This window comes from Collinsella sp. CLA-ER-H9 (assembly GCF_040092295.1).
Classification (GTDB): Bacteria; Actinomycetota; Coriobacteriia; order Coriobacteriales; family Coriobacteriaceae; genus Collinsella.
In genome coordinates this window covers 23,853-43,498 of record NZ_JBBNLV010000007.1, presented here as the reverse complement: position 1 = coordinate 43,498, position 19,646 = coordinate 23,853, and the positions used below count along the sequence as shown (strand labels likewise).

Below are 19,646 nucleotides of genomic sequence, written 5' to 3'. Positions count from 1 at the left end.
CTTTGGCCGAGTCCTGCGCCAGCAATAGATACCACTTCACAGCTCCGTCACAGGTGTAGCGGCTTTGTGTGGGCGCGGCATGCGCTGATTGAGCCGTCAGTCGAGGGGCATAAAGCAGTTGAGCGAAAACGGTTGCCCCTTTCCCGTTCGCTCGAGGATCATGTCCCCCTTTTCCGCGGAAACCCCGGCAGTTGCGAAGAGCTGCCGGGGTTTCTGTCGTGTATAAGGCCGAGTCGGCGTACGGCGATCGAGACGTTGGGCCGCAGACCCACCGTGCGCAATGCGCAGCGCCGCCAACTTGCGAGCCACGGAAACGCCTTCCCTACCGTGCCCCGCGCTATACTCGTCCGCATGGATATCAAAACACGCAACATACCAACGCCCGCCGCGGATGCGCCAACGACGCAGCCTGCCTCCGTTCCCGCACCTGTCGTGGGCCGTTTTGCCCCGTCGCCCTCGGGCCGCATGCACCTGGGCAACGTGTTCAGCTGCCTGTGCGCGTGGCTTTCGGCCCGCAGCCAGGGCGGCAGCATCGTGTTGCGCATCGAGGACCTGGACGATCGCTGCAAGCGCCCGGAACTTGCCACTCAACTGATTGACGACCTGACCTGGCTGGGACTCGAGTGGGACGAAGGCCCCTACTACCAGCACGATCGCCTCGACCTGTACGAGGGCGCCTTGCGCCAGCTGCAAGACGCCAGCCTCACCTACCCCTGCTTTTGCACGCGTGCCGAGCTCCACGCCGCGAGCGCGCCGCACGCCAGCGACGGCACGCCCATCTACCGCGGCGCCTGCCGAGGCCTTTCGGCCGAAGAGGTCGCCCGCCGCAGTGCCCTGCGCGCCCCGGCCACGCGCCTGCGCGTGCCCGACATCGACGACCTCGCGGGCGACGTGATCGAATTCGTGGACCGCACGTACGGGGCCCAATGCGAGGCGCTCGCCACCGAGTGCGGCGATTTTTTGGTGCGCCGCAGCGACGGCGTTTTTGCCTATCAGCTAGCCGTGGTGGTCGATGACGCCGCCATGGGCGTTACCGAGGTCGTGCGCGGATGCGACCTGCTGGGCTCCACGCCCCGCCAAATCTACCTGCAGCATCTGCTGGGACTTCCCACGCCGCACTACGCGCACATTCCGCTGCTCATGTCGCCGGACGGCCGTCGCCTTTCCAAGCGCGACCGCGACCTGGACCTGGGCGAGCTCCGCGCCCGCTTTGGCACGCCCGAGGCACTGCTGGGCTGGCTCGCCAGGCAAACGGGCATCGCACCGGACGCCACACCGCGCTCTGCCGAGCAACTGGTCGAGCACTTTAGCTGGGACGTCATCCGCGCACACCGGGAAAACATCACCGTAACGGCCGAGTAGCCGCTCACTCCACCCCTACGCAACATCCCAGGGCTGGAGTTCGTCGCCCAGGCGAACGATACAGTCGTAGAGCACGGTGTGGCGCTCGGCCGGGTTGGCATCCCGATGAAAATGCCCGTAATACCAGCGTTTGTAATCCAAGCGGTCTTCCAGCTCATCGAAAAATGCCGTCAGCCGATCAACGGCGGGATAATTCCAGCCAGGCCCCGGATAGAGCGTGGGCGAAAGCATGCGCGTAGAGCAGGTGTGGGTGATCACGTAGTCGACCTTCCAACCCACGCTGTCGAGCTTTGCCCGCGCCTCCTCAAAGTTGCGCTCATCCGGCAGCTCCTGCGGCCACCAGCTGGAATAGGGAATGCGGTATTCCTTATCCACACTCGTGGCGCCGCCCATGGTAAAAATCGTTGAGCCGTCGAGCTCAAAAACCTCGCCGCGCGTCAGGCGCCGTATGGGCGAGGTGTCCGACAGGCGCTGCGTCAGACCACCATGCCACAGCTCCATAGGGCGCTCCGCCCAATGGTCGAAGCGTTCGTGGTTGCCGTCGACGAACAACACGGTATAGGGACGCGATTCCAGCCAGGCGATATCGGCGCACTCCTCGGCAGAGAAATCCCAGGGAAAGCCAAAGTCGCCCGCAACAATCAGATAGTCGTCACTCGTCAGACTATCCCCAAGATCCCAGTCGCGCAGCTTTTGCATGTCGACGCCACCGTGAATGTCGCCCGTCACATAGACCGTCATCGGATCACCACTTCCCTCTTATAGGTTTCGAGATCGTGCTCGATCTGCTCGTTGCCCGTGGCGTTGACCCACCACGGCCACTTGACGCAGCTCACCGGCTCGTCTACCTGCACAAACCACGACTTGAGCTCCTCCAGGCTCACCGGGGCGTAGCTGTTAGCGTCCGCGCCCACGTCATAGCGCAGCAGCCCCTGTCTGAGGTTGAACTTGTTGTACGCGTCGCCACAGCTGTGGATATGCCCGTGCAGATGCCAGCTACCGTGCGACATGCCCTGCCAGTCGACCATGGGATAGTGGCTCAGCACGATTTTTTGGCGGTCAATCTTGAGCACGCAAATGGGCGGCTCGACGATAAAAGCATCCGCTACGGCAGGCTGCGTCCAGTCTTTGTCGTGGTTGCCGGGCAGTAGGTGGACGCGCTTGCAGACAATGCTTTTGCGCAGCTCGTAGGCGTCTTGGACCGTCATCTTAAAGCTAAAGTCACCCAAGATGTAGAGCTCGTCATCCGCAGCAACCTTGCTGTTAATGTTGGCGACCATGGCATCGTTCATCTGCGCAACAGTCGACCAAGGCCTATCGCTAAGCCGTAGCATGTTCTCGTGTCCAAAGTGAGTATCGCCGGTAAACCAGATCACGGGGACCTCCTGTTGCTGCGGGGTATCCATCCCTTAGGGCTTACCCCTCGTTCTTCCATCCAAACGGGTCGAGCACCCAAAAAATCAGATCGAGTACGCCGCCGGTCATCATGGCGCCGGCAAGGGCCATGCAAACGTGCAGAGAACTGGCACTTCGGAGCACGTCGAATGGCCCCAGAACAGCCAGCAGCGCGACCGCTGCGCCGGCAAGGCACAACGCGAGGCACGGCCCCGCGTCCTTGACGCACTTCTTTGCGAGATGCTTGGTGTTATCGCTCATTGGTATCGAACTCCTTAGAGGATCGTTGTTTGGGTACATGCCGCCGCGGCAGAGCAGGGCGGCAGGGTAAGTGTCCCATGCCGTGCGGACACGTTTTTAAACCCATGTATCCGCAGGGACCCATGTCCTTGCAGAACACCCCCGAAGAATCGTCTAAGCCGCTGGCGGGCAACATACTGAACAGGGGGTCTTTCCTCGTTTGAGCGCGGTCGCCAGTGGCACGCTTGTTCTAATGGCATTTTGAGGAAGGTTTTTGCATCCCCCAGAACGGTGATAAATCTTGCCGTTCTTGATGACGATCACCTTGGTTTTTGAAGCAGCCACGCTGCGGGACTTGATGGGCGCATCCGCCTTTTGACGAGCCGGTGCCGTTTTCCGAGGCCAGCCTCTCGGAAAATCAGAATCGCAGAATCGATTGATGTAGCTGTCGAAACATCCATCGAACAGCAGCCCCGTTGCCAAGCCCGCCATGAACCCACAGGCAATCGCGGCCTCTCCTCTAATTTGCATATGTCCCTCCTTAATTAATCTTGAAGATAAAAGCGGCGCGCGCCGCAGGACCCATGCCCTTGCGGCGCGCGCCGAAAATGATCCGCTTTCCTCCGTCCCTAACGGATCAGCTGGCGGCGCTTGTCGGACAGGAAGACGCCGGCGGCAACCAGGACCGTGCCTCCAATTACGAACGTCTCGCCCAGCAGGTTGGACACGTCGCCCGTGGCGGGCATCGTCGTCTGCTGCGTGGTGGCCTCGGACGCCGAGGTCATGTGCTTGGCCTGGTACGCCACCTGCGTCGCAGGCTGAGTCTGCTCGCCATTCCCGCGCTCGGCGGCCTCTTGGCGAGCGATCTCGGCGTTGAGCTCGACAATAGCCTGGTCGAGCTCGGCCTTGGCGGCGGTATAGTTGGCAAGCGCCTCCAAGTAGGCAGGTGCCACAGCATCCGTCGCAGCAACGGCAGCGTCGAGCTCAATCTTGGCAGCTGCGGCGCGCTCGGCGGCATCGTGGGCTGCAGCGATCTTAGCGTTGAGCGCCTCATCCGCATCGTTGGCACGGCCGCTAGCGATGGCGTCGGCAAGGTTGATCCTGCGCAGGCGGGCAACCGCGGCGGCAGAAGCATCGCGATCAGCGGTCGCATCCGTTACGGCGTCGTCCGCCGCAGTCACGCCAGACTCGGCATCGGTCTTCGCCGAAGCCGCTGCCTCAACAGCAGCATCGGCAGCGGCCTTGTCCTCCGTCGCCTGAGCAAGCGCCGCGGCGGCATCATGTAGCTGAGCCGCACGAGCAGCAGCCGCGACGGATGCGGCCTGAGCCGCGGTCACAGCCGTGCCGGCACCGCTCGCAGCAGCCTGGGCGGCAACAAGCTCGGCCTGGGCAGCAGCGACGTCGGCATCTGCCTGGCCTGCCGCACCCTGCGCGGCATTCACTGCAGCCTGCGCGTCAGCCTGAACGGCACGCGCCCCCTCGAGCACCGCCGAGGCCGCATCAAATGCACGCTGAGCAGCGGCAACGTCGGCAGAGTACGCAGCCAGCTCGTCCTGGTCGGCAGCAAGCGCGCTCTCCTTGTCGCCAACGCCGGCGCGAGCGGCATCCAGCGCACGCCGGGCAGCGGCACCTTGCCCTTGGCGACATCGAGTTCATCAGACTTGGCAGTCACGACACTCTGCGCCGCGGTAACCGCAGCGCTGGCAGCGTCCACGTCGGCGCGGGCATCAGCCACGGCACGCGCAGCGGCCTCAGCCGCGGCCTGCTTCTCCCCCACGGCAGCCTGGGCATCCGAGGCCCCAGCGGCAGCAGCGTCAACATCGGCGGCAGCAGCATCGACTTGAGCCTGCCTTGCAGCGGCGGCCTGCGACGCGGCGCTCACCTTGCCGCCAGCCTGCGCAGCCGCGCCCTGAGCGGCAGAAAGCTCCTGACGAGCCGCGTCCACGCCCTGCCCAGGATTTGCCAACGAGTCACACCACGCATTAAGCGCAGCCTCGTATTCGGCAACCGTCATCGGATTGGCGGCATTCGTGTACCATCCTCCAGACATAGAGAACGTCTGCGCCTGCGTAAGCCAACGGTTCATCGTCCCGCGCGTGCAAACCCCCATACCCGTTACGGTGTAATCGGGATCGATCACATTCATGTAGTGACCGACTGTATGCACGCTCCCGCCATGCGCAGCCACGTAGCGATCGATTTCGTCGCCATGCTGCTCGTAGAAATCAAAAGCAGCCTTTCCCGTAAGGCCCGTCGCTCCCAGCGTAGCCGCAGCGCGGTCAAAGACGGCCTTCTCCTGATCGACCCACTGGATGAACGGGTCGCTTCCGTAGTTCCACGCCACGTTTTCGCCCACGTTGAACTGCATGGCGTGCGCAGTCTTGGTATCGGAGAAATTCGCATCGGCAATCGCGGTCGCCATCATGGCATACGTCACCTTGAGCTCACCCAGGCCAACGCTCGCACGATACTTGTTGCACGCCTTGAGCCACACAATCGCTTGCTTCATGTTGGTCAGACTCGTCGCGTCAACCTCCTCGCCCACCTTGGTGAGGCTGGCATATTTGCAGTTGAGAATCAGGTCCGCCGCATCGTCGGCACCCACGCTCTTAAAGAACGCAATGGCGCCCTGGCGGTAGTTTTCCGCCGAGGCGTTCGCCGTAGCCTGAGCGGCGTCGAGCTTGGCCTGCGCTTGAGCTACAGCCTGATCGGCCTGCTGCTTTTGAGCCTTTGCCTGGTCGAGCGCCTTGTCGGCAGCGTTCTTCTCGTCCTTAGCGGCCGAGAGCTTGGCCTGAGCGTCGGCCAGCGCCGCAAGCGCATTGGCATGCTCGGCCTTAGCCTGATCGACGGCGGCGTCTGCCGCGGTCGCAGCAGCCGTGGCAGCGTCCAACTTGGACTGCGCGTCAGCCGCAGCCTGCTGCTGGACGGCGAGCGCCTGCTGAGCAGCCTGCACCTCACCCTCGGCAGTGGTCACTTCCTGCGAGGCAGCAGCGAGTTCGCCCTCGCGCTGCGCCTGGACCGACTTGGCGGCGTCCAGCGCGGCAGCGGCGGCGTCCACCTTGGCCTTGGCAGCCTCGTACTCCGGGCCCGCGGCACCCTGCTCGGCACGGTCGAGATCGGCCTTGGCGGCGTCATAGCTCGCCTGAGCGGCATTCACATCCTTATCGGCCGCATCCTTTGCCTGCTGAGCTGCCGAAAGCTTGCCTTGCGCGTCCTGCTGTTTGGCCGCGGCGGCATCAACGCCAGCCTGGGCATTCGAAAGCCTGACCTGCGCGTCGGCGGCCTGCTGCTTTGCCTGCTCCAGCTCGCTCGCGGCCTGCTCGGCAGCGGCCTGAGCCGCGGCAACAGCCTCGGGCGTGGCATCGGCAGCAGCGGCCTGCGCGGACTTGAGCGCAGCCTGGGCATCGTCGGCGGTCTTCTGGGCAGCGGTCAGGGCTTCACCCTTGTCCGTCAGATCCCTCTTTGCGGCATCGAGTGCAGCTTGAGCGTCCTCGAGCGCCTTCACGTCCGCATCGGCCTTGTCCTGCGCGGCACCCATCTGCTGCTCCAGCTCGGCCGAAGCTGCAGAAGCGGCAGCGTCGCTTGTGCCACGGGCCGCATCGTAGGCGCTCTGAGCCTGCTGCTGGTTGGCAGCGGCGGCGTCGTAAGGAGCGGCGGCCGCATCCAAATCGGCCTTGGCAGCAGCGGCCTTAGCGCGAGCCGCATCGACCGCAGCCTGCAGGTTGGCGACCTTCTGCACCGCTGACACCGTGCCCGCGCCAGCGCTAGCAGCAGCCGCGCTCGTCAACGGAGACAGCAGCGCAGCCGGCTTCGCAGTAGCGTCGGCACCGTTCGCACCCTGCGCCACCGCAGTCAGCGGAGACAGCAGCGACCCGCCCGTCATGGCGATCGTTGCCGCAGCAACTGTCCCATACGCCCGGCGGCCTTCGCCTTACCCGCAGCGCCGCCATTGATGTTCTTGTTCACGTTCTTGCTCATTGCCGATTCCTTCCCACGATGAGCTGATGTTTGACACATAATCGATCCAATATGCCCCGCTAAAAAGAGGTGATAACGGGGTAATTAAATCGGAGGAGTTGGAGACAAGCCCACATCCATCAGCGGATGCCGAGCTCATACTCCCGCTCGCGCTCAATATCATTCAGGTACTCATAATCTTCGGAGCTAAGCTCTAGATCATCTTGAGGGAACATGTAGTTCTCGGCCTTAGAACCAATACTGCAACCGTAGATGGTATTGAGATCGATATGGTCGGTATTGTCGTTGTAAAGGGGGAAAATTCTGCTGGTCATGCTCAAGTACCTCTCAACATAAACTGAAAACTCGTTTGCTTGGTCTCTTTTTGAGACCCCATCTGATGTGCTATGGCTGCAGTATATGTTCTCCCCTTTTACAATGCAAGCGTAATTTCAAAAAGTTCTAGGAGCGATAATTGCGCAACACCATCACTTGTCGCCACCGCCATCCTCTACCGCGCCCTCACGCGCAGCGCACTCGTTGAGATACTTGACCGGAATCGGCCACACGGACGGAGCCTTATAGCGCGAAAGGCCTATGTTGGCCAGCTGAACCAACAACTCAGACAAATCATCGCCGTCGAGTACCTCAATCGAACGCACGTGAATCGCAGTCGCCATATCCTCCTGGGTGCCGTTGTTGACGCCCACAAAATAGCAAGTCTTGCCCGCACGCTCGAACGTTCCAATGCCGTAATAAGGCGAGTTGTAGCTCTCGAAAATCTCTTTCTTACGCCCTGCTTTGCCTGTGAGCTGATGCTCACCCACCAGGGCCATAAAGTTATTGGAAAACGTCGTCAGTCCCGTATCCCGCACGCGCGCAAGCATAGACTGCCCGTCCGCATGCACGTCAAAGACATAGGCGCCCTTATCGAGTTTGCCGTCCGCGGTCAGCAGATCGAGCTCCATCTCGTACTCGGGACCATCCTCTGCCGAATGTGAGGCATAGCGCATGCCCCCATCCGCGCCAATCGCCAACGTAGCGATACGCGAATCCAGCTCAATCTTGTCCTTTGTTTTATGCGGCACATCGACCAAGCCACACACCGTCACCGACTCAATATCCAAAGCATCAAGATCAAACGCCGTCACCCGCTCGTCGACAACATCCTGCTTTACCAGCAGTTCTTTGAGCATGGCGCCCAGGATCGCCTCTTGCGCATTGCGATCCTTTTGCTTTGGCGCCACCTTAAACAGTGGCTCGCACACATCCGGTGTCACGTGCTGTTCCACCACGCCAGCATGTAAGGCATAGCCGTCGTCCTCAGCAACCTCATTGGGCACAACGACAAGGTTCAGCGCCCGCGAATCCACGGCCCTTCCGCCATACGTTGCGCGAACGCCCCACGAGGAATCGTTAAGTCGATCGGCCAGCTGGCGCGCCACTTCGGCAAGCCCATTGCGCGCAAACGACACCACGATTCGCTGCCCCGCCATGCGCTCCGCAACCACGCGCGCGTACTCATCACCCTTGAGCACCTCGTAGAAACTCTTACGCGGGTATTCCATGAGCGTCACCCGGGCGAAGTCGCTGTAACGGCGTTCGAGAATCTGCAGCTCTCGATACAAAATGCCCTTCTTGGTATAGGCGACCTTGTCCGCCTGGGCCGAGAACGTCAGATCACGGCGCTTGGACGGCTTGTCGCCCTTGGCTCGGCGCAGGATGTACTCGTCTTTTTGTTCGTGGGCAAGCACCATCGTCGCCACGGGCGATAGCCTGTAGCCCACTTGGCTCTTAATCTTTTCGAGCTCTTTCTCGTCACCTTGCGCCCTGCCAATAAGCACACGGCGCTTGGTAAACGTCCGAATCTTAAGATCAAAGGTGCAATCCTCATCGATAACGATTTCAACCGTTTCGATCTTGGCAGGTCCCCTTCCGTCGCTTTCGACAGCATCGCGGCGGGCACCCTTGGCGCTAATGACATACAGGTGCCCGGTGTCATTGGGAACTTCGTCCTCAATCCCCTCAAACTGAGAGCAGGAGTTGAACAGCAAGCGGAGCGCAACGTAATCGTCCAACTCGTTCCAATTAGTTTTAATCGGAACTATCTGCTCCTGATAAAGCGAGGCATTAAGGTCGCCCGTCTGCACGCCCGCTTTGACCATCAGAAAGACGCGGTTGTCTGCAAGCTGCGTGAGCGCGACGACCTTGCCCGTCTGGCACACATCGGCCATAAAGTTCGCCACGGCATGCTTGCCCGCATCGCCGACGTTGCACCAAAAGACCGAGTAGCGCTCCTCGGCAGCAGCGGCATCGAGCTGCAACACGAGCTCTGATACGGCGATGTCTCCCAAACCGCACGGCTGGTTATGCTTCGATTGCACGGCCGATCGCCTCCATCATCTCCAAATTGATTGCACCGTCGGCGGCCATATAAGGAACGGAGAACACAGTCCCCTCAGCATCGAGTGCCTTGGGCACGCACTCAAGCGCTGCCTCATCAGCCAAAACGTTGACGATTAGCAGGCGTTTCGCCCCAACCTTTTGAGCCTTCGCCCTAAAGCGCTCGGCATCCGACGCCTCGCGACCGTCGCGAACATAAGCGATATAGGCACCGATGCGATAGTGCTTAAAATCGATCCATACCCCGGTCGTGTTGCCAGCAGCATCGAGCACCTCAAAGTCGCCACCTGTCTCGGCGTGTGCCGCATCGCCACGCGTAAGCGAATAGCGGCCGTCGTAATATGCCTCAAAGATTGCCCTTCCGGCAGATTCTCCCAGCTCACCCAGGTAGACCGCCTGGAACATATAGGGCGTCATGTGCGCCGTCGCCGCCGGCTGCAGCGTTGTGGGCACCCCGTCGCTCGACCAACGCTCACGCACTTCGCGAATTGACAGCAGCTCGGGTACGCGCGCCGCCGCCTGGCTCACCTGGCGAACCGTCGCGCCCTTTAAGCCCTCCTTGCAGTGGCAACGATCCTCCAGACGAGCAGCAATCTGCTCGACGGGCTCACCATCGTAGCTAGGGAATTCAAAGTGCGGCACCTTGCATGCCCCGCCTTCTGCATAGGCATAGCCATTTGCAGCATGCGACATGCGCAGCGCGGTACTCCGGCGCTCTGGGTATTGCGCGAGATCTTCCCACGGCAGGCAAAAATGATGCAGGTAAAAGTCGCGCTCGCCATCAAAAGCAGTGAGATCTTCGTCCCCGGCGTTTAGCGAGGTAACTTTCCACGCCAGCTTTTCGTGCTTTTGCTTGGCAAGGTTGTTCCTAAAGGCGGCAAGGTTCTGCTGCTTAACGGCAGCGTGTTCCTTGTTGTCCGTTATATGGTTGTTGGCAGCGGCGCAGGCACCAACCACCTGCTCAAGCTCGTAGCCCATCGGCAAATCATGCAAGAACGAAAAGTTGCAATCGTTCGCAATCTCGCGGTCGAGCAGCACCTGCACGCAAGGCATCTTTACACTCGTGCGCATCAGGCGACCCACAGCCTGTGCCACAATGCGAGCGCCTTCGACCTGATAAGAGAGGGTGTCGCGCACCGGCAGGCTCTTATTAACGCCAGATAGAAGCATCCGTACGTTCCGGCGCTTTTGAGTAAACGGAACCTCGCCGCGCGCTACCAGTTCCTCCTGCTCCACCACGCCAAGTAGCGCCTGCTGGACAAACTTATTTGAGTTGATCTCCACTCCCCAGGTCAAACGACTTGTGGGCGACTCGATATATAAGAAATCAAGATCCATCTTGGGGCGACGGTCGGCATTTTCAAAGCCGCAATCGACCTGATGAACCATGTCGCACAGATTCTCCGGCACCTTGTATTTGAGATTCTTGGAAAAGCCACCGGCCGAAAGATTGATAAACATCAGGGTCGGCTGGCCCAGCTCGAGACGTTTTTGAGCGCCACGCCAACCTGCATCCCATTCCGCAGCGTTAAAGCACGGCACCATGTCCTTGGCGGCCTCAAGCGATTTCTCGTACGACATCTCGGGGCACTTGATGTTTCTAATCACCAGCTCCGCGACAATCTCGCGCGCAAGATCCAGCGCCAGACTATTGAATTCGCCATGGTTTCCCATGTGGCGCGTGGTAAAAACGGCTCCCGCCCGTTGCTCGTTACGCGCCACACCACGGGCCCAAGTACTCACGGCAACAAGCGTCTTGCTCAGGCGCTTCAGCTCAAACTCGATGCTCTTGGCGTCGCTCACGCCCACCCTGTCAGCAATCTTTAAGCGCAAGCGCACCGCAAGTCCCTCACTCACGCCAATCCCGTCAAAGAACCGCATCGCGCGCTCGTACACCTCGTCGGGCGACACAATGATGCCGCCAAAGGCGCCGCCTGCCAGCGCGACCATGCCGGCAATTTCCTTGGACTCATCCACCCAGGCAATATCGACGTCGTACTCCTTCGCAGCCTGTTTGTTAAACAGCTTAGTCTGTCGCACGATTTCCTGGTTGAGCTCGCCAATCCAAGCGTCCTTGCGAACCACGCCATGAACCTCGTCAAGGTAATCGAGGTTGAAGTTTTTGACGGTCGGCGCACTCCATGTTGCGCTCATGCACACGCAAGGCGCTTTGGCGGCAATGGAGGCAAGGTAGGCCTCGGGCATGCGCTCAATGCCGTGGCTGGTTAGGTACGTGGTAAACATGTGCTCGATGGTGGTTTCCATCACTAGATAATCGACACCACGCGCATACATCGAGTCGTCGGCGGCATCGATCTCGTCATTCTTACGATCTTTAAAGAACAGCGCCAGCATCAACGAATCCCAAAAATACTTCTCGCTGGTCTGGTTGTTCCTAATGCCCAGGGCATCGATGATGTTCTTGCGCGAAAGGTCGTCCTTGTACGAAATGCTGCCGTAGTACAGCTTGTCCATAAGCGTGGCGCAACGGGCGAGATGACCCACCACCATCCTGACCAGACCGCGTGCACGACGCACCGCCTTGCTGACGGTTTGCTGCCCACTCCCTCCGCGAGTGATAATCATATTGCGAGTACCGCCCTCATTGAGTTTGAAGCGCAACGGATTCGCCGAGTTGTCGCCCACCGAAATATCGTCGCTGCCAAACAGATGTCGACCGGAGAGCTGCTCTTCTTTCGCCTCGTCAGACAGCGCAAAAGGCGGACGCAGTTTCATGTCCTTAATACAAGAGGCGAGTGCCTTTTGAATTTTCTTGGCATCCTTGGCGATTTCTTCGGCATCTTCCTCTACGCTCGCCCGCGAAACCCTGTTCCTCTCGGCGTTTGACCCTTTGTGATCGCCCGACGTGGAAGCGTGCGTATAGACCGCCATCCATTGATCTCGATTCCCCAGTAGCAAGGGGTCCACCACACCGCCGTTAAAATGACGATCGAGGATACGCAATACTTCGTCCGGTTGAAACGTCACGGGATCGTCTGTCAGCGTCGACAGTATGTCGGCCTTCATGTGGTCGATTTCATCAAAGATAAACAGGCCCTTCTCGGCAGCCATTGCGTTAAAGAGCACAACGCCTGCACCGGTCACTGTATCGATCCTATTGATGAGCTTTTGCGGCGTCAGGGCAATCACATGCGGTATGCTCTCGTCATTGAGCAGGGCAGACGGCCAAATCTGGGGGATCACCTCCATGCCGCGCGTGATGTTTTTGAGCTCGTGGCTCACAGCCCAACGCAAGCTCGCATCCGCCGACGATAGCTTGTCGCGAAGGGCGGGGGTCAAACGGTCTGCAACACCTCCCAGACGATTTCGAGTGTCAAGGATGCCCAAAAGGTCATCGGCGATCTCCATCGCGTTGCCCCACGCTCGCTTAATGATGCGATGAGAGCTCTCGTCGTCCGCCTCGATGGGACACGGAATGTCGCGCACGCCCACGGCGCCCTTACCGCGCGTAGTCTCAATCCAATGCAGGATGTTATCGCCCGCACGCGGAAGATCGAACACCATGCGCTGCGCGGCATCGCCATCCATGCCCTGTTCAACCAGCAATTTGCGCACGCTCGCAACGTAGTTGTCGCGGTTGTCCTTACCCGGCACCACAAACACCAGGTAACGACGGCCCGGGCACTTGTTAAAACAGCCCGAATCGTCCCAGCCACCGGCGATGAGGTCGGCTGTGACCTGCTCGGCCGTATAGTTTTTACCCGAGCCCGTCGTGGCGCCCAAAAAGTACAGGCCATTGTTGCCCTGATCCTTGGGGGCAAACAGCGCACGCTCAAAAAACTCGCGCATCGCCTTTTGACGTGCAAGATAGGGAGCGAGCTCCTTGTCGTCCGCAGACGACGGATTCGATTGGCAGTTGAGATCCCACATAGCCATGGTCAAACCTCCGATTTAGTTGTTACACGTGTTTGATACCATCCCGTGCGGACAAAACTCGCGCTGGGCGGTCAAGGCGGCGGCGTCCATGCCGCTTGAGAGAAGAAAGAAAGGAAAGAGGAGCAGTCAGCGACTACTCGCACGAAGCGAGCAGTTTCTTAAGATCGCACTCCAACGCCTCGCGCTCTTTGGCATCGATCACTGCAAGGGCGACACGCATCAGGGATGCATCGGCGGCAGACTCCTGAACCTGGTCGGGGCGCTTGCTAAAGCTTTTCCCGGCAGCCTTCCGATCGGTCGCGCCGTTCAGTGCGGTGGCTAAAGATTGTCATCGGACTTTGCGCTGGCTTTGGCCGCCTCTTCGCCCGCGATCAGGTCCTTAACCGTTATATACGCACTGTACGTAGCATCCTCGATCTTTTCCAAAACATCATCAGGGTCGCAAGTGCCCCAAGTTTCTTCGAGGACTCGAGCCAATCCCCAAGCAGCGCTGAGCAGGACGTCAACGTCCTTTAGATCTAAATGATCGACCGTAAAGGGATAGTCCGCGCACTCCAGTAGATACGTGTCAACTGCGCCAATTGCCTCAGCCACGTATGGCTCAAGATCGCAATGGGGTTGGAGGGCGCACAGCGCCTTGTGCGGATCGGTCGGCTCGATCCAATACAGCGTTGTCGCATCCTCGCATTTCTCGAGCGGATAACGCTCAACCGCCTTCTCCCAACTTTCATACCAAGGATCGGCATCGCCGTCCGTCATCGACCTGCAAAGATCAATCGCCGCAGAAACAGTCGCACACGAGCATCTATAACTGGCGCCTTTCCTAAAATCATCATTGAGCTCGTCGTCGCCAGACAGCCTCGCCTCCATGATCAGAAACGGGCCGTCATCATCTGTAATGCTCATGGGATAGTTGTCACATTCGTAGTACGGATACATTTTGTCTCCAATCAACCGTTCGGTCACATTAACAAGCAATATCAAAACCGCGCTCACGCGGAGGGTTGTCGTCCTCGATCCATTCGAGCCCGTCGTTCTCATCGATTCCGGCATCGGGGACTGACGACCATCTGAACTCGAAACCAAGCTGGTCAAGCTCATCGACTCGCTCACTGATTACTCCGTACGCATCCAACGCATTCTCGAAATCCTCCGAAGACACATAGCCGCGCTCGCACTGCTTGCGCATCTGGTGCAAACGACCCATGGCGGCAGCGATGATCTCGCGAAGAACGATAACCTCGCGCTCGCATACATCGACGTTTCCTTTGTTGAGCTTGATGCAATCGGACATAACGGCCTCCCTGGTTTTAAGCCTTTTCGCTTGATTCCATTGAACAGCCGCAAACAGCCGCGTAATATGACTTTTATCGGGTTTTAAATTTTGGCTGTTTGGAGCATTAATGCTTGATTCCGAACAAGAGCCGTTTAGCTGGGGTTTCGAGGCTGGCTTTCTTCGCTCTCCCGTCAATCCCCGCATGCTTCTTCTTAACAGAACGCCAGAGATTGATTGCGCCGATGACGGAAACGCAACCGGCAATGCAAGCGCATGGAATCTCGTCTCCGTAGCCAACGACCTATTACGCGTCGACTTAAGCTCGCTTTTCAACGAGATTGGGGGCCACTTTCGTGAGCGAGCAAAATTGCGCTTTTACATCGATTTGCAGAACGCCATTCGTCAGCCCCCTGCTCCCCACGATGCGCAACACGCTTCGATGGACTACGCAGCCGAACCAGACCATGACGACTGGCTCGATCCAGACGATTCCGACCAAGAGTCCGCGCAAGCAGAATTGAACGAAGCCGAAATCGAAGTCAACCTTCAAAAACAAAAGGAACGCGACCTCGATTTCTTTGCTCCGATATTCGATAAAGCCATTACGCGCCATGCACACGGAGAGATATCTGGCATGGCCAGGTATCTCCTTGAAAATGTCTGCAGGCAGTGTGTCATGAACATCACAGCGATTCCCGACTATCGCTATTACAGCTGCTGGATGAACAACAACGCTATTGAGTGCAAAGAAATCAACCGCCTGTACCGCGCGGTGATCACGACATCGGCCCAACTCAATAAGCAAGAAATGGCGTCCCTCTTCAGCTCCTATCTCAAGCTCGTGTCGAACGACATGGACATTACAACTACCAACGGCAAGACCGGGCTAACAGAACCGGTGCCGTATAAACGCGACAATCCAAGAGACAACTATCCAAAGGTCAACTCGCAGATAGAAACAGCTTGCGTTTGCACCAATACCGATCTCTTTCGAGCGCTTCTCATTGTTTTTTATCAGGAATGTCTGGAGCTTGCCCCGCTGCTTAAAAACACCGAGGCACCTAGCCTGCTCGCGCAAAACGAAGAGTTTTTCCCAGCCGCCATCAAAACAAGCGACCCGCGACAATTTCGATTATTCGATAATCAGCTGCCGGCAATCATCCGCTTTGGCGACGCTTTTGCATACGCAGCCAAAAAGCACTTGCCCGGAAACGAAACGGCTCAAAAGCTCGAAGAACATTTGAGCGATATAAAACGCATGAATAGCGCCCCCTTTATGCAGGCGTTTCGCAAGAACTATCTCGAGGCTATGCGCGAGAACCAAATCTACGCAAATGGAGACTTCCATACGTATGCAGAGCTTAACGACCAGGAAAACCTCAATAGGCTCGTAAGGCTTCAAGCTGTTATTGCAAAGGCAGGAGAGCTTTACTTCACCGAAGAGGAATGTTCCTTTGCAAGCCTTTATGCCCGCATCCTCCACGAGCTGCTGCTGTGCGGCATTATGCCGATAACATGCCAAACCTGTGGTTCGCTCTTTTTTCCGACCGGCCCTAACAGCAAGTACTGCGATCGATATAACGCGGCGACCAAGCTCTATTGCAACCCGCGGCACAACGCCAAAAAACATCTTGGTCGCAAATCACCCCGCGACGTCGCACTCAATATACGGAGAAAAGCCGACACGGCATACGAAAAGGGTTTAACGGATTGTGCCCACTATTTTGACAGCCTTGGCAATTTTGTTCTCGATGGTCTTGGCCCAACATACCAAGCGAGCGACCTAATTTCCGACGAGCTCTATGCGGCATGGCTGTCTATCGTCAACCAGCCCAATTGCAGGACAAAAATCAGGCGACCAGATAGGAACGGTTTTCCATACCCCGTACTGTGGTACGGATTCATCCTCAATGGCATACAGTATGTACAAGTCGAGTTTCCCGAAGCCGAGTACCCGGCGCTTTTTGAACGCTTGAGCCAGCTCGCCGAAAGCCCGCAATCAAAGTGCACGCTGAAGCACAAGGGACCCGGCGAGCACCCATACAGCTCATGGCTTATCAAGTTATACGAGTTGTTGGAGATCATTGCGCAAATTAATAGCGCCGACCAGGTGGCAAAGCCCATTCCATTGCTTGGAATAGATAGGGACGATTGTGTCTCGACCGACCCGACCGCCCAAGGCACACGGAGCGCGCCCGACGCATGCGTCTACAGCACCGGCACGATAGATAGCCTTAGCTTTACCGTGTATACGAAGGGATATGACCCGGAAAAGCGGGAACGAGCCTGATGTAGCGGCTTCGAGCGAAGCCGCCGGTCACGGGGTGGCACCGGGGCGCGGACGCCGCGGGCCATTGGGAGCAACCCTCCTCCGCTACCTGCGCGACGTGGCAGCGCCGCTGCGTCGTCCCTGTCGCCGAACATCGTCCTGAAGGCGCGGGCGGGTGTCCATGAACAGCCGCGCCCGCACTAGCCTGGGGGACAGCCGCCCCGCCACCAGCAGTGCGCCGGCACGCCTCGGCACCGCCAGGGTCTCCGCCTCCACGGGCAGGGCAACTTTCTCGATGACCTCGGCAGAGCACACGCCCGACAGGTCAACCCCGTTGTAGACGATTGGCCTCATGCGTTGCCCCTCGCGCGCCCGTAGGTGTTACCGCTACTCTGAAAATGACCAGATGATCACCCAACAATCTTTGGCGAGTGGGGGCTGAACGCATCGTTGCCGTTCTGTTCATCCACCGCCCTGCGCCCCAGGCTTAAGGGTTCTGCCGCGTCATCTTCCACCCGCACGGACAGGACATAGTAGAAGTCGGCACCCTGATTCCCACGATCCCGCACGTAGCCAAGGTCGGCCAGGCGGTCGGCCAGCTCGTCCCTCGAAACCAGCTCATTCGAGGTTATGCGACACGCCACAGGCTCGATCTCGTAGGTGTTCGTCTGGCTTATGGCGTTCCGATAGAAGCGGAACCACGACGTGCGGAAGAGATCCTTATGGTGCGAGTAGACATGCCCGTCCTTAATGGCATAGAAGTAGAAGAGAAAGCGCCCGCCCTTGCGGAGCCTGCCGCTGCTTTCGAGAAAGTGATAGTAGTCATCGGGAGAGTCCCCTCGAATGTAGCCAATCACGAACGATTCGCCACCATGCCCGTAGGAGTCGCTATCCGTCTTGCCCGCGCTTGGAGGCTCAGCCACAACCATTTCGGTGAAGTAGCTCAGCCGGTTCAGCCGCGTATTGCTTGCCGTGTTCTCGCCGATGACCTTCTCTATGAAATCGCGCAACGCATTCTCTGCCGTCCTGCTGATGCTCGGCTTCATGGCGAAAGCGCCGACACCCGGCAAAATCTCCTCGAAGAGCCGGAATTGGCCCTTCTCGCCCGTTTCGCCCGACCCCGGATAAAGCACGTAGCTGCCAACCGTGCGCCGTATCGCGTCGTTGTACGTGTGCATCTTCAGCAGGTCACCGCGCTTGTAGGTGTTCGTGGTGGAGGCCGCCTTCTCCTCGTTAAGTTCCTCGCGCTCTGCCTCCTCGGTGCCCACATCCTTGCCGACAAGCCCCGTCAAGTCGGTGATGCGGTACTTGGCGTCGAAGTGGACGAATGCAACAGCTCCATCTTGCACTGCGGCTCGCTCGTTTGTATAAGCATCCGGGAATATCGCGAGCGTGTAGTCGGGTCTGAACGGTCTCGAGTACGAACCCTCGTAACGAGTGGCATGAAAGTCACGGGGCGAGAAGGTGCGGTTGTAGTAGAGGTTTACCTTCGCGCCGCACTGCGCAATCTGGAATGACTGGCAGGAGCGTACGCCCTGCTTGAGGGATATTGACAGCCCACCGTCGGGATTCGTCCCGATAAATGGGTGGTCATCGGTGCTTATCGGCTCGCACCCCTCGATCCCCCTTACGATGTCGTACAGCTCAAAGAAGATCCAGTACTCGTAGAGGAGGGCCACATTCTTCGATTCGCCCTCGTAGATGTCATCCTTGCCCTTCCAGTCGAGCTGCAGCGCCATATCGAGCATGGAATATGCGAAGAAGATCTGCGAGTATCCCTCGCGCTTCTGCAACACCTGGTTGTTCTGAGGCATCATCTGCAGGGTGCCGACATCGTCGAAGAAGGCGTCGCTGAGTATCGTATCCAGCATGGCGTGCAGCGCGGCGGCTTCGCGATAACACTCCGTCTGCCGAGTATCGCCCTTCTCGGCATCCAGGACAGTCATCAGAGAGGTGCAGATCCGGTCAATCTCATGCAGGGCAAATTTCACAAACCGATTGGCGGGCGTGTCGAGCAGGTCGTACTTGCGCGTGACGCTGACCATCTGGGGGAGGTAGACGCCTCCCGCATCGCCGCCGCAGTTCAAGCGCGTCCACATCCGGCTGTTCGAGAAGGGGTTCGTATAAAACCTCCGGGACGGCATGCCAGCCCCAACCGACCGCAGCTCGTCCTCGTGATCCAGCGTCCTATCAGGGTTCCTCTTTATCGCCTCGAAGAGGGCTTGGAGGTTCGGTTCGTAGCAGAACTGCCGCAGGAAGACGAACTGCTCAAGCAGCGTCTCGCGATTCTCGTCGGCTTGCTTGTAAACGTTCGACGTGGAGCCCGAGTAGTCAAGGAGCAGCGCAGCGCACCTTGCGGCAAGCTCCTCGGTGAGCTCGATGTAATCGTCTTCATAGCCAATCTTGAGCGGGACGACTTCGAACTGTAGCATCGGCGCATCAGCTTCCTCGCCGAATCGAATCCTCGAACGCCCGAGATAGTTCACGAACTGGAAGGTGACACTATTGCCGTTTCTGTCGCACCTGATATTCTTGCCTTCGTTTTGGAACGAGGCGCGAGGATGCAGGCCACCATCAGGGGTCCGCTCGTATTCGAGCACATAACATGTGGTTTCGTTGATTCGAAGCGTGGGACTCCCGTCAAGACCGTCCTTGACGGCGAAGGCTGGTGTTGAACCAGCGCCATTCTGGGATGCTTCCGGCTTGAGACCGAAACACGTCAGCCCGGTTAGCCCGGTCTGCTGTTCCTCGTCCCAATCGACTCGGTCATGCGCACCGCTCTGGTAGAGCCTGGCTATTGTTCTTCCATCCGCTGCAAAGCGGATTGCGCCGATGCTGCCGTCCATA

General features: G+C 58.7%; 16 protein-coding genes. 3 read left to right on the top strand and 13 right to left on the bottom strand.

Going from position 1 to position 19,646, the window contains the following annotated elements; translation table 11 throughout:
• The first annotated feature begins 351 nt into the window (after nt 1-351).
• Nucleotides 352-1,362, top strand: coding sequence for a tRNA glutamyl-Q(34) synthetase GluQRS (gene gluQRS, locus AAAX73_RS05840; protein ID WP_349125334.1), 1,011 nt, complete (start codon nt 352-354; stop codon nt 1,360-1,362).
• A 15-nt stretch (nt 1,363-1,377) separates the two neighbouring features.
• On the opposite strand, the gene AAAX73_RS05835 is transcribed toward gluQRS, so the two are convergent.
• The 9 genes from AAAX73_RS05835 to AAAX73_RS05795 form a co-directional block, all read right to left on the bottom strand.
• On the bottom strand, nt 1,378-2,103 hold the full coding sequence (locus tag AAAX73_RS05835) for a metallophosphoesterase (RefSeq protein ID WP_118081516.1): 726 nt from the start codon (nt 2,101-2,103) through the stop codon (nt 1,378-1,380).
• Nucleotides 2,100-2,738 (bottom strand): metallophosphoesterase, encoded by a 639-nt coding sequence (locus AAAX73_RS05830; protein ID WP_118081596.1) that lies wholly within the window; start codon nt 2,736-2,738, stop codon nt 2,100-2,102. Before AAAX73_RS05830 ends, AAAX73_RS05835 begins: the two co-directional genes overlap by 4 nt.
• 40 nt (nt 2,739-2,778) lie before the next feature.
• Nucleotides 2,779-3,018: a hypothetical protein gene (locus tag AAAX73_RS05825; RefSeq protein ID WP_118081513.1), complete on the bottom strand. Its 240-nt coding sequence runs from the start codon at nt 3,016-3,018 to the stop codon at nt 2,779-2,781.
• Nucleotides 3,019-3,171: 153 nt separating this feature from the next.
• Entirely contained in the window at nt 3,172-3,528 is a 357-nt protein-coding gene (locus AAAX73_RS05820; protein WP_147350675.1) for a hypothetical protein, read from the bottom strand.
• 98 nt (nt 3,529-3,626) lie between these two features.
• Nucleotides 3,627-4,484 carry a hypothetical protein gene (locus tag AAAX73_RS05815; protein WP_349125333.1) on the bottom strand — a complete coding sequence of 286 codons (858 nt, stop codon included), beginning with the start codon at nt 4,482-4,484 and terminating at the stop codon, nt 3,627-3,629.
• Nucleotides 4,436-6,880: a CAP domain-containing protein gene (locus AAAX73_RS05810; RefSeq protein WP_349125332.1), complete on the bottom strand. Its 2,445-nt coding sequence runs from the start codon at nt 6,878-6,880 to the stop codon at nt 4,436-4,438. The genes AAAX73_RS05815 and AAAX73_RS05810 overlap by 49 nt, the downstream gene beginning before the upstream one ends.
• A gap of 214 nt (nt 6,881-7,094) precedes the next feature.
• Nucleotides 7,095-7,289 (bottom strand): hypothetical protein, encoded by a 195-nt coding sequence (locus AAAX73_RS05805; RefSeq protein ID WP_349125331.1) that lies wholly within the window; start codon nt 7,287-7,289, stop codon nt 7,095-7,097.
• A gap of 153 nt (nt 7,290-7,442) precedes the next feature.
• A complete protein-coding gene (locus AAAX73_RS05800; protein WP_349125330.1) occupies nt 7,443-9,338 on the bottom strand; it encodes a hypothetical protein in 1,896 nt (631 codons plus the stop codon).
• On the bottom strand, nt 9,322-13,254 hold the full coding sequence (locus tag AAAX73_RS05795; protein ID WP_349125329.1) for a hypothetical protein: 3,933 nt from the start codon (nt 13,252-13,254) through the stop codon (nt 9,322-9,324). Before AAAX73_RS05795 ends, AAAX73_RS05800 begins: the two co-directional genes overlap by 17 nt.
• A gap of 28 nt (nt 13,255-13,282) precedes the next feature.
• Between AAAX73_RS05795 and AAAX73_RS05790 the strand changes: the two genes are divergently transcribed.
• Entirely contained in the window at nt 13,283-13,576 is a 294-nt protein-coding gene (locus tag AAAX73_RS05790; protein WP_156598101.1) for a hypothetical protein, read from the top strand.
• Here AAAX73_RS05790 and AAAX73_RS05785 read toward each other — a convergent pair.
• Together AAAX73_RS05785 and AAAX73_RS05780 are read right to left on the bottom strand one after the other, a co-directional pair.
• Nucleotides 13,573-14,193, bottom strand: a complete 621-nt coding sequence (locus tag AAAX73_RS05785) for a hypothetical protein (protein ID WP_118081500.1) — start codon at nt 14,191-14,193, stop codon at nt 13,573-13,575. The two genes, AAAX73_RS05790 and AAAX73_RS05785, sit on opposite strands and share 4 nt — an antisense overlap.
• 28 nt (nt 14,194-14,221) lie before the next feature.
• Entirely contained in the window at nt 14,222-14,548 is a 327-nt protein-coding gene (locus AAAX73_RS05780; protein WP_349125328.1) for a hypothetical protein, read from the bottom strand.
• Between the two features lie 109 nt (nt 14,549-14,657).
• Between AAAX73_RS05780 and AAAX73_RS05775 the strand changes: the two genes are divergently transcribed.
• Entirely contained in the window at nt 14,658-16,820 is a 2,163-nt protein-coding gene (locus AAAX73_RS05775; RefSeq protein WP_118081496.1) for a hypothetical protein, read from the top strand.
• An 84-nt stretch (nt 16,821-16,904) separates the two neighbouring features.
• Here AAAX73_RS05775 and AAAX73_RS05770 read toward each other — a convergent pair whose 3' ends face one another.
• The gene (locus tag AAAX73_RS05770) at nt 16,905-17,153 is read right to left on the bottom strand and encodes a hypothetical protein (RefSeq protein ID WP_117862600.1); all 249 of its coding nucleotides are present in this window, start codon (nt 17,151-17,153) and stop codon (nt 16,905-16,907) included.
• Between the two features lie 56 nt (nt 17,154-17,209).
• Nucleotides 17,210-19,645, bottom strand: coding sequence for a DUF2357 domain-containing protein (locus AAAX73_RS05765; protein ID WP_118081494.1), 2,436 nt, complete (start codon nt 19,643-19,645; stop codon nt 17,210-17,212).
• Nucleotide 19,646 lies beyond the last annotated feature (1 nt).

Excerpts from the sequence above, each read along its gene's own strand:
- gluQRS (WP_349125334.1), top strand. The coding sequence starts at position 352 with ATGGATATCAAAACACGCAACATACCAACGCCCGCCGCGGATGCGCCA.
- AAAX73_RS05835 (WP_118081516.1), bottom strand. The coding sequence starts at position 2,103 with ATGACGGTCTATGTGACGGGCGACATTCACGGTGGCGTCGACATGCAA.
- AAAX73_RS05825 (WP_118081513.1), bottom strand. The coding sequence starts at position 3,018 with ATGAGCGATAACACCAAGCATCTCGCAAAGAAGTGCGTCAAGGACGCG.
- AAAX73_RS05820 (WP_147350675.1), bottom strand. The coding sequence starts at position 3,528 with ATGCAAATTAGAGGAGAGGCCGCGATTGCCTGTGGGTTCATGGCGGGC.
- AAAX73_RS05810 (WP_349125332.1), bottom strand. The coding sequence starts at position 6,880 with ATGACGGGCGGGTCGCTGCTGTCTCCGCTGACTGCGGTGGCGCAGGGT.
- AAAX73_RS05805 (WP_349125331.1), bottom strand. The coding sequence starts at position 7,289 with ATGACCAGCAGAATTTTCCCCCTTTACAACGACAATACCGACCATATC.
- AAAX73_RS05795 (WP_349125329.1), bottom strand. The coding sequence starts at position 13,254 with ATGGCTATGTGGGATCTCAACTGCCAATCGAATCCGTCGTCTGCGGAC.
- AAAX73_RS05785 (WP_118081500.1), bottom strand. The coding sequence starts at position 14,193 with ATGTATCCGTACTACGAATGTGACAACTATCCCATGAGCATTACAGAT.
- AAAX73_RS05780 (WP_349125328.1), bottom strand. The coding sequence starts at position 14,548 with ATGTCCGATTGCATCAAGCTCAACAAAGGAAACGTCGATGTATGCGAG.
- AAAX73_RS05775 (WP_118081496.1), top strand. The coding sequence starts at position 14,658 with ATGCTTGATTCCGAACAAGAGCCGTTTAGCTGGGGTTTCGAGGCTGGC.
- AAAX73_RS05770 (WP_117862600.1), bottom strand. The coding sequence starts at position 17,153 with ATGAGGCCAATCGTCTACAACGGGGTTGACCTGTCGGGCGTGTGCTCT.
- AAAX73_RS05765 (WP_118081494.1), bottom strand. The coding sequence starts at position 19,645 with ATGGACGGCAGCATCGGCGCAATCCGCTTTGCAGCGGATGGAAGAACA.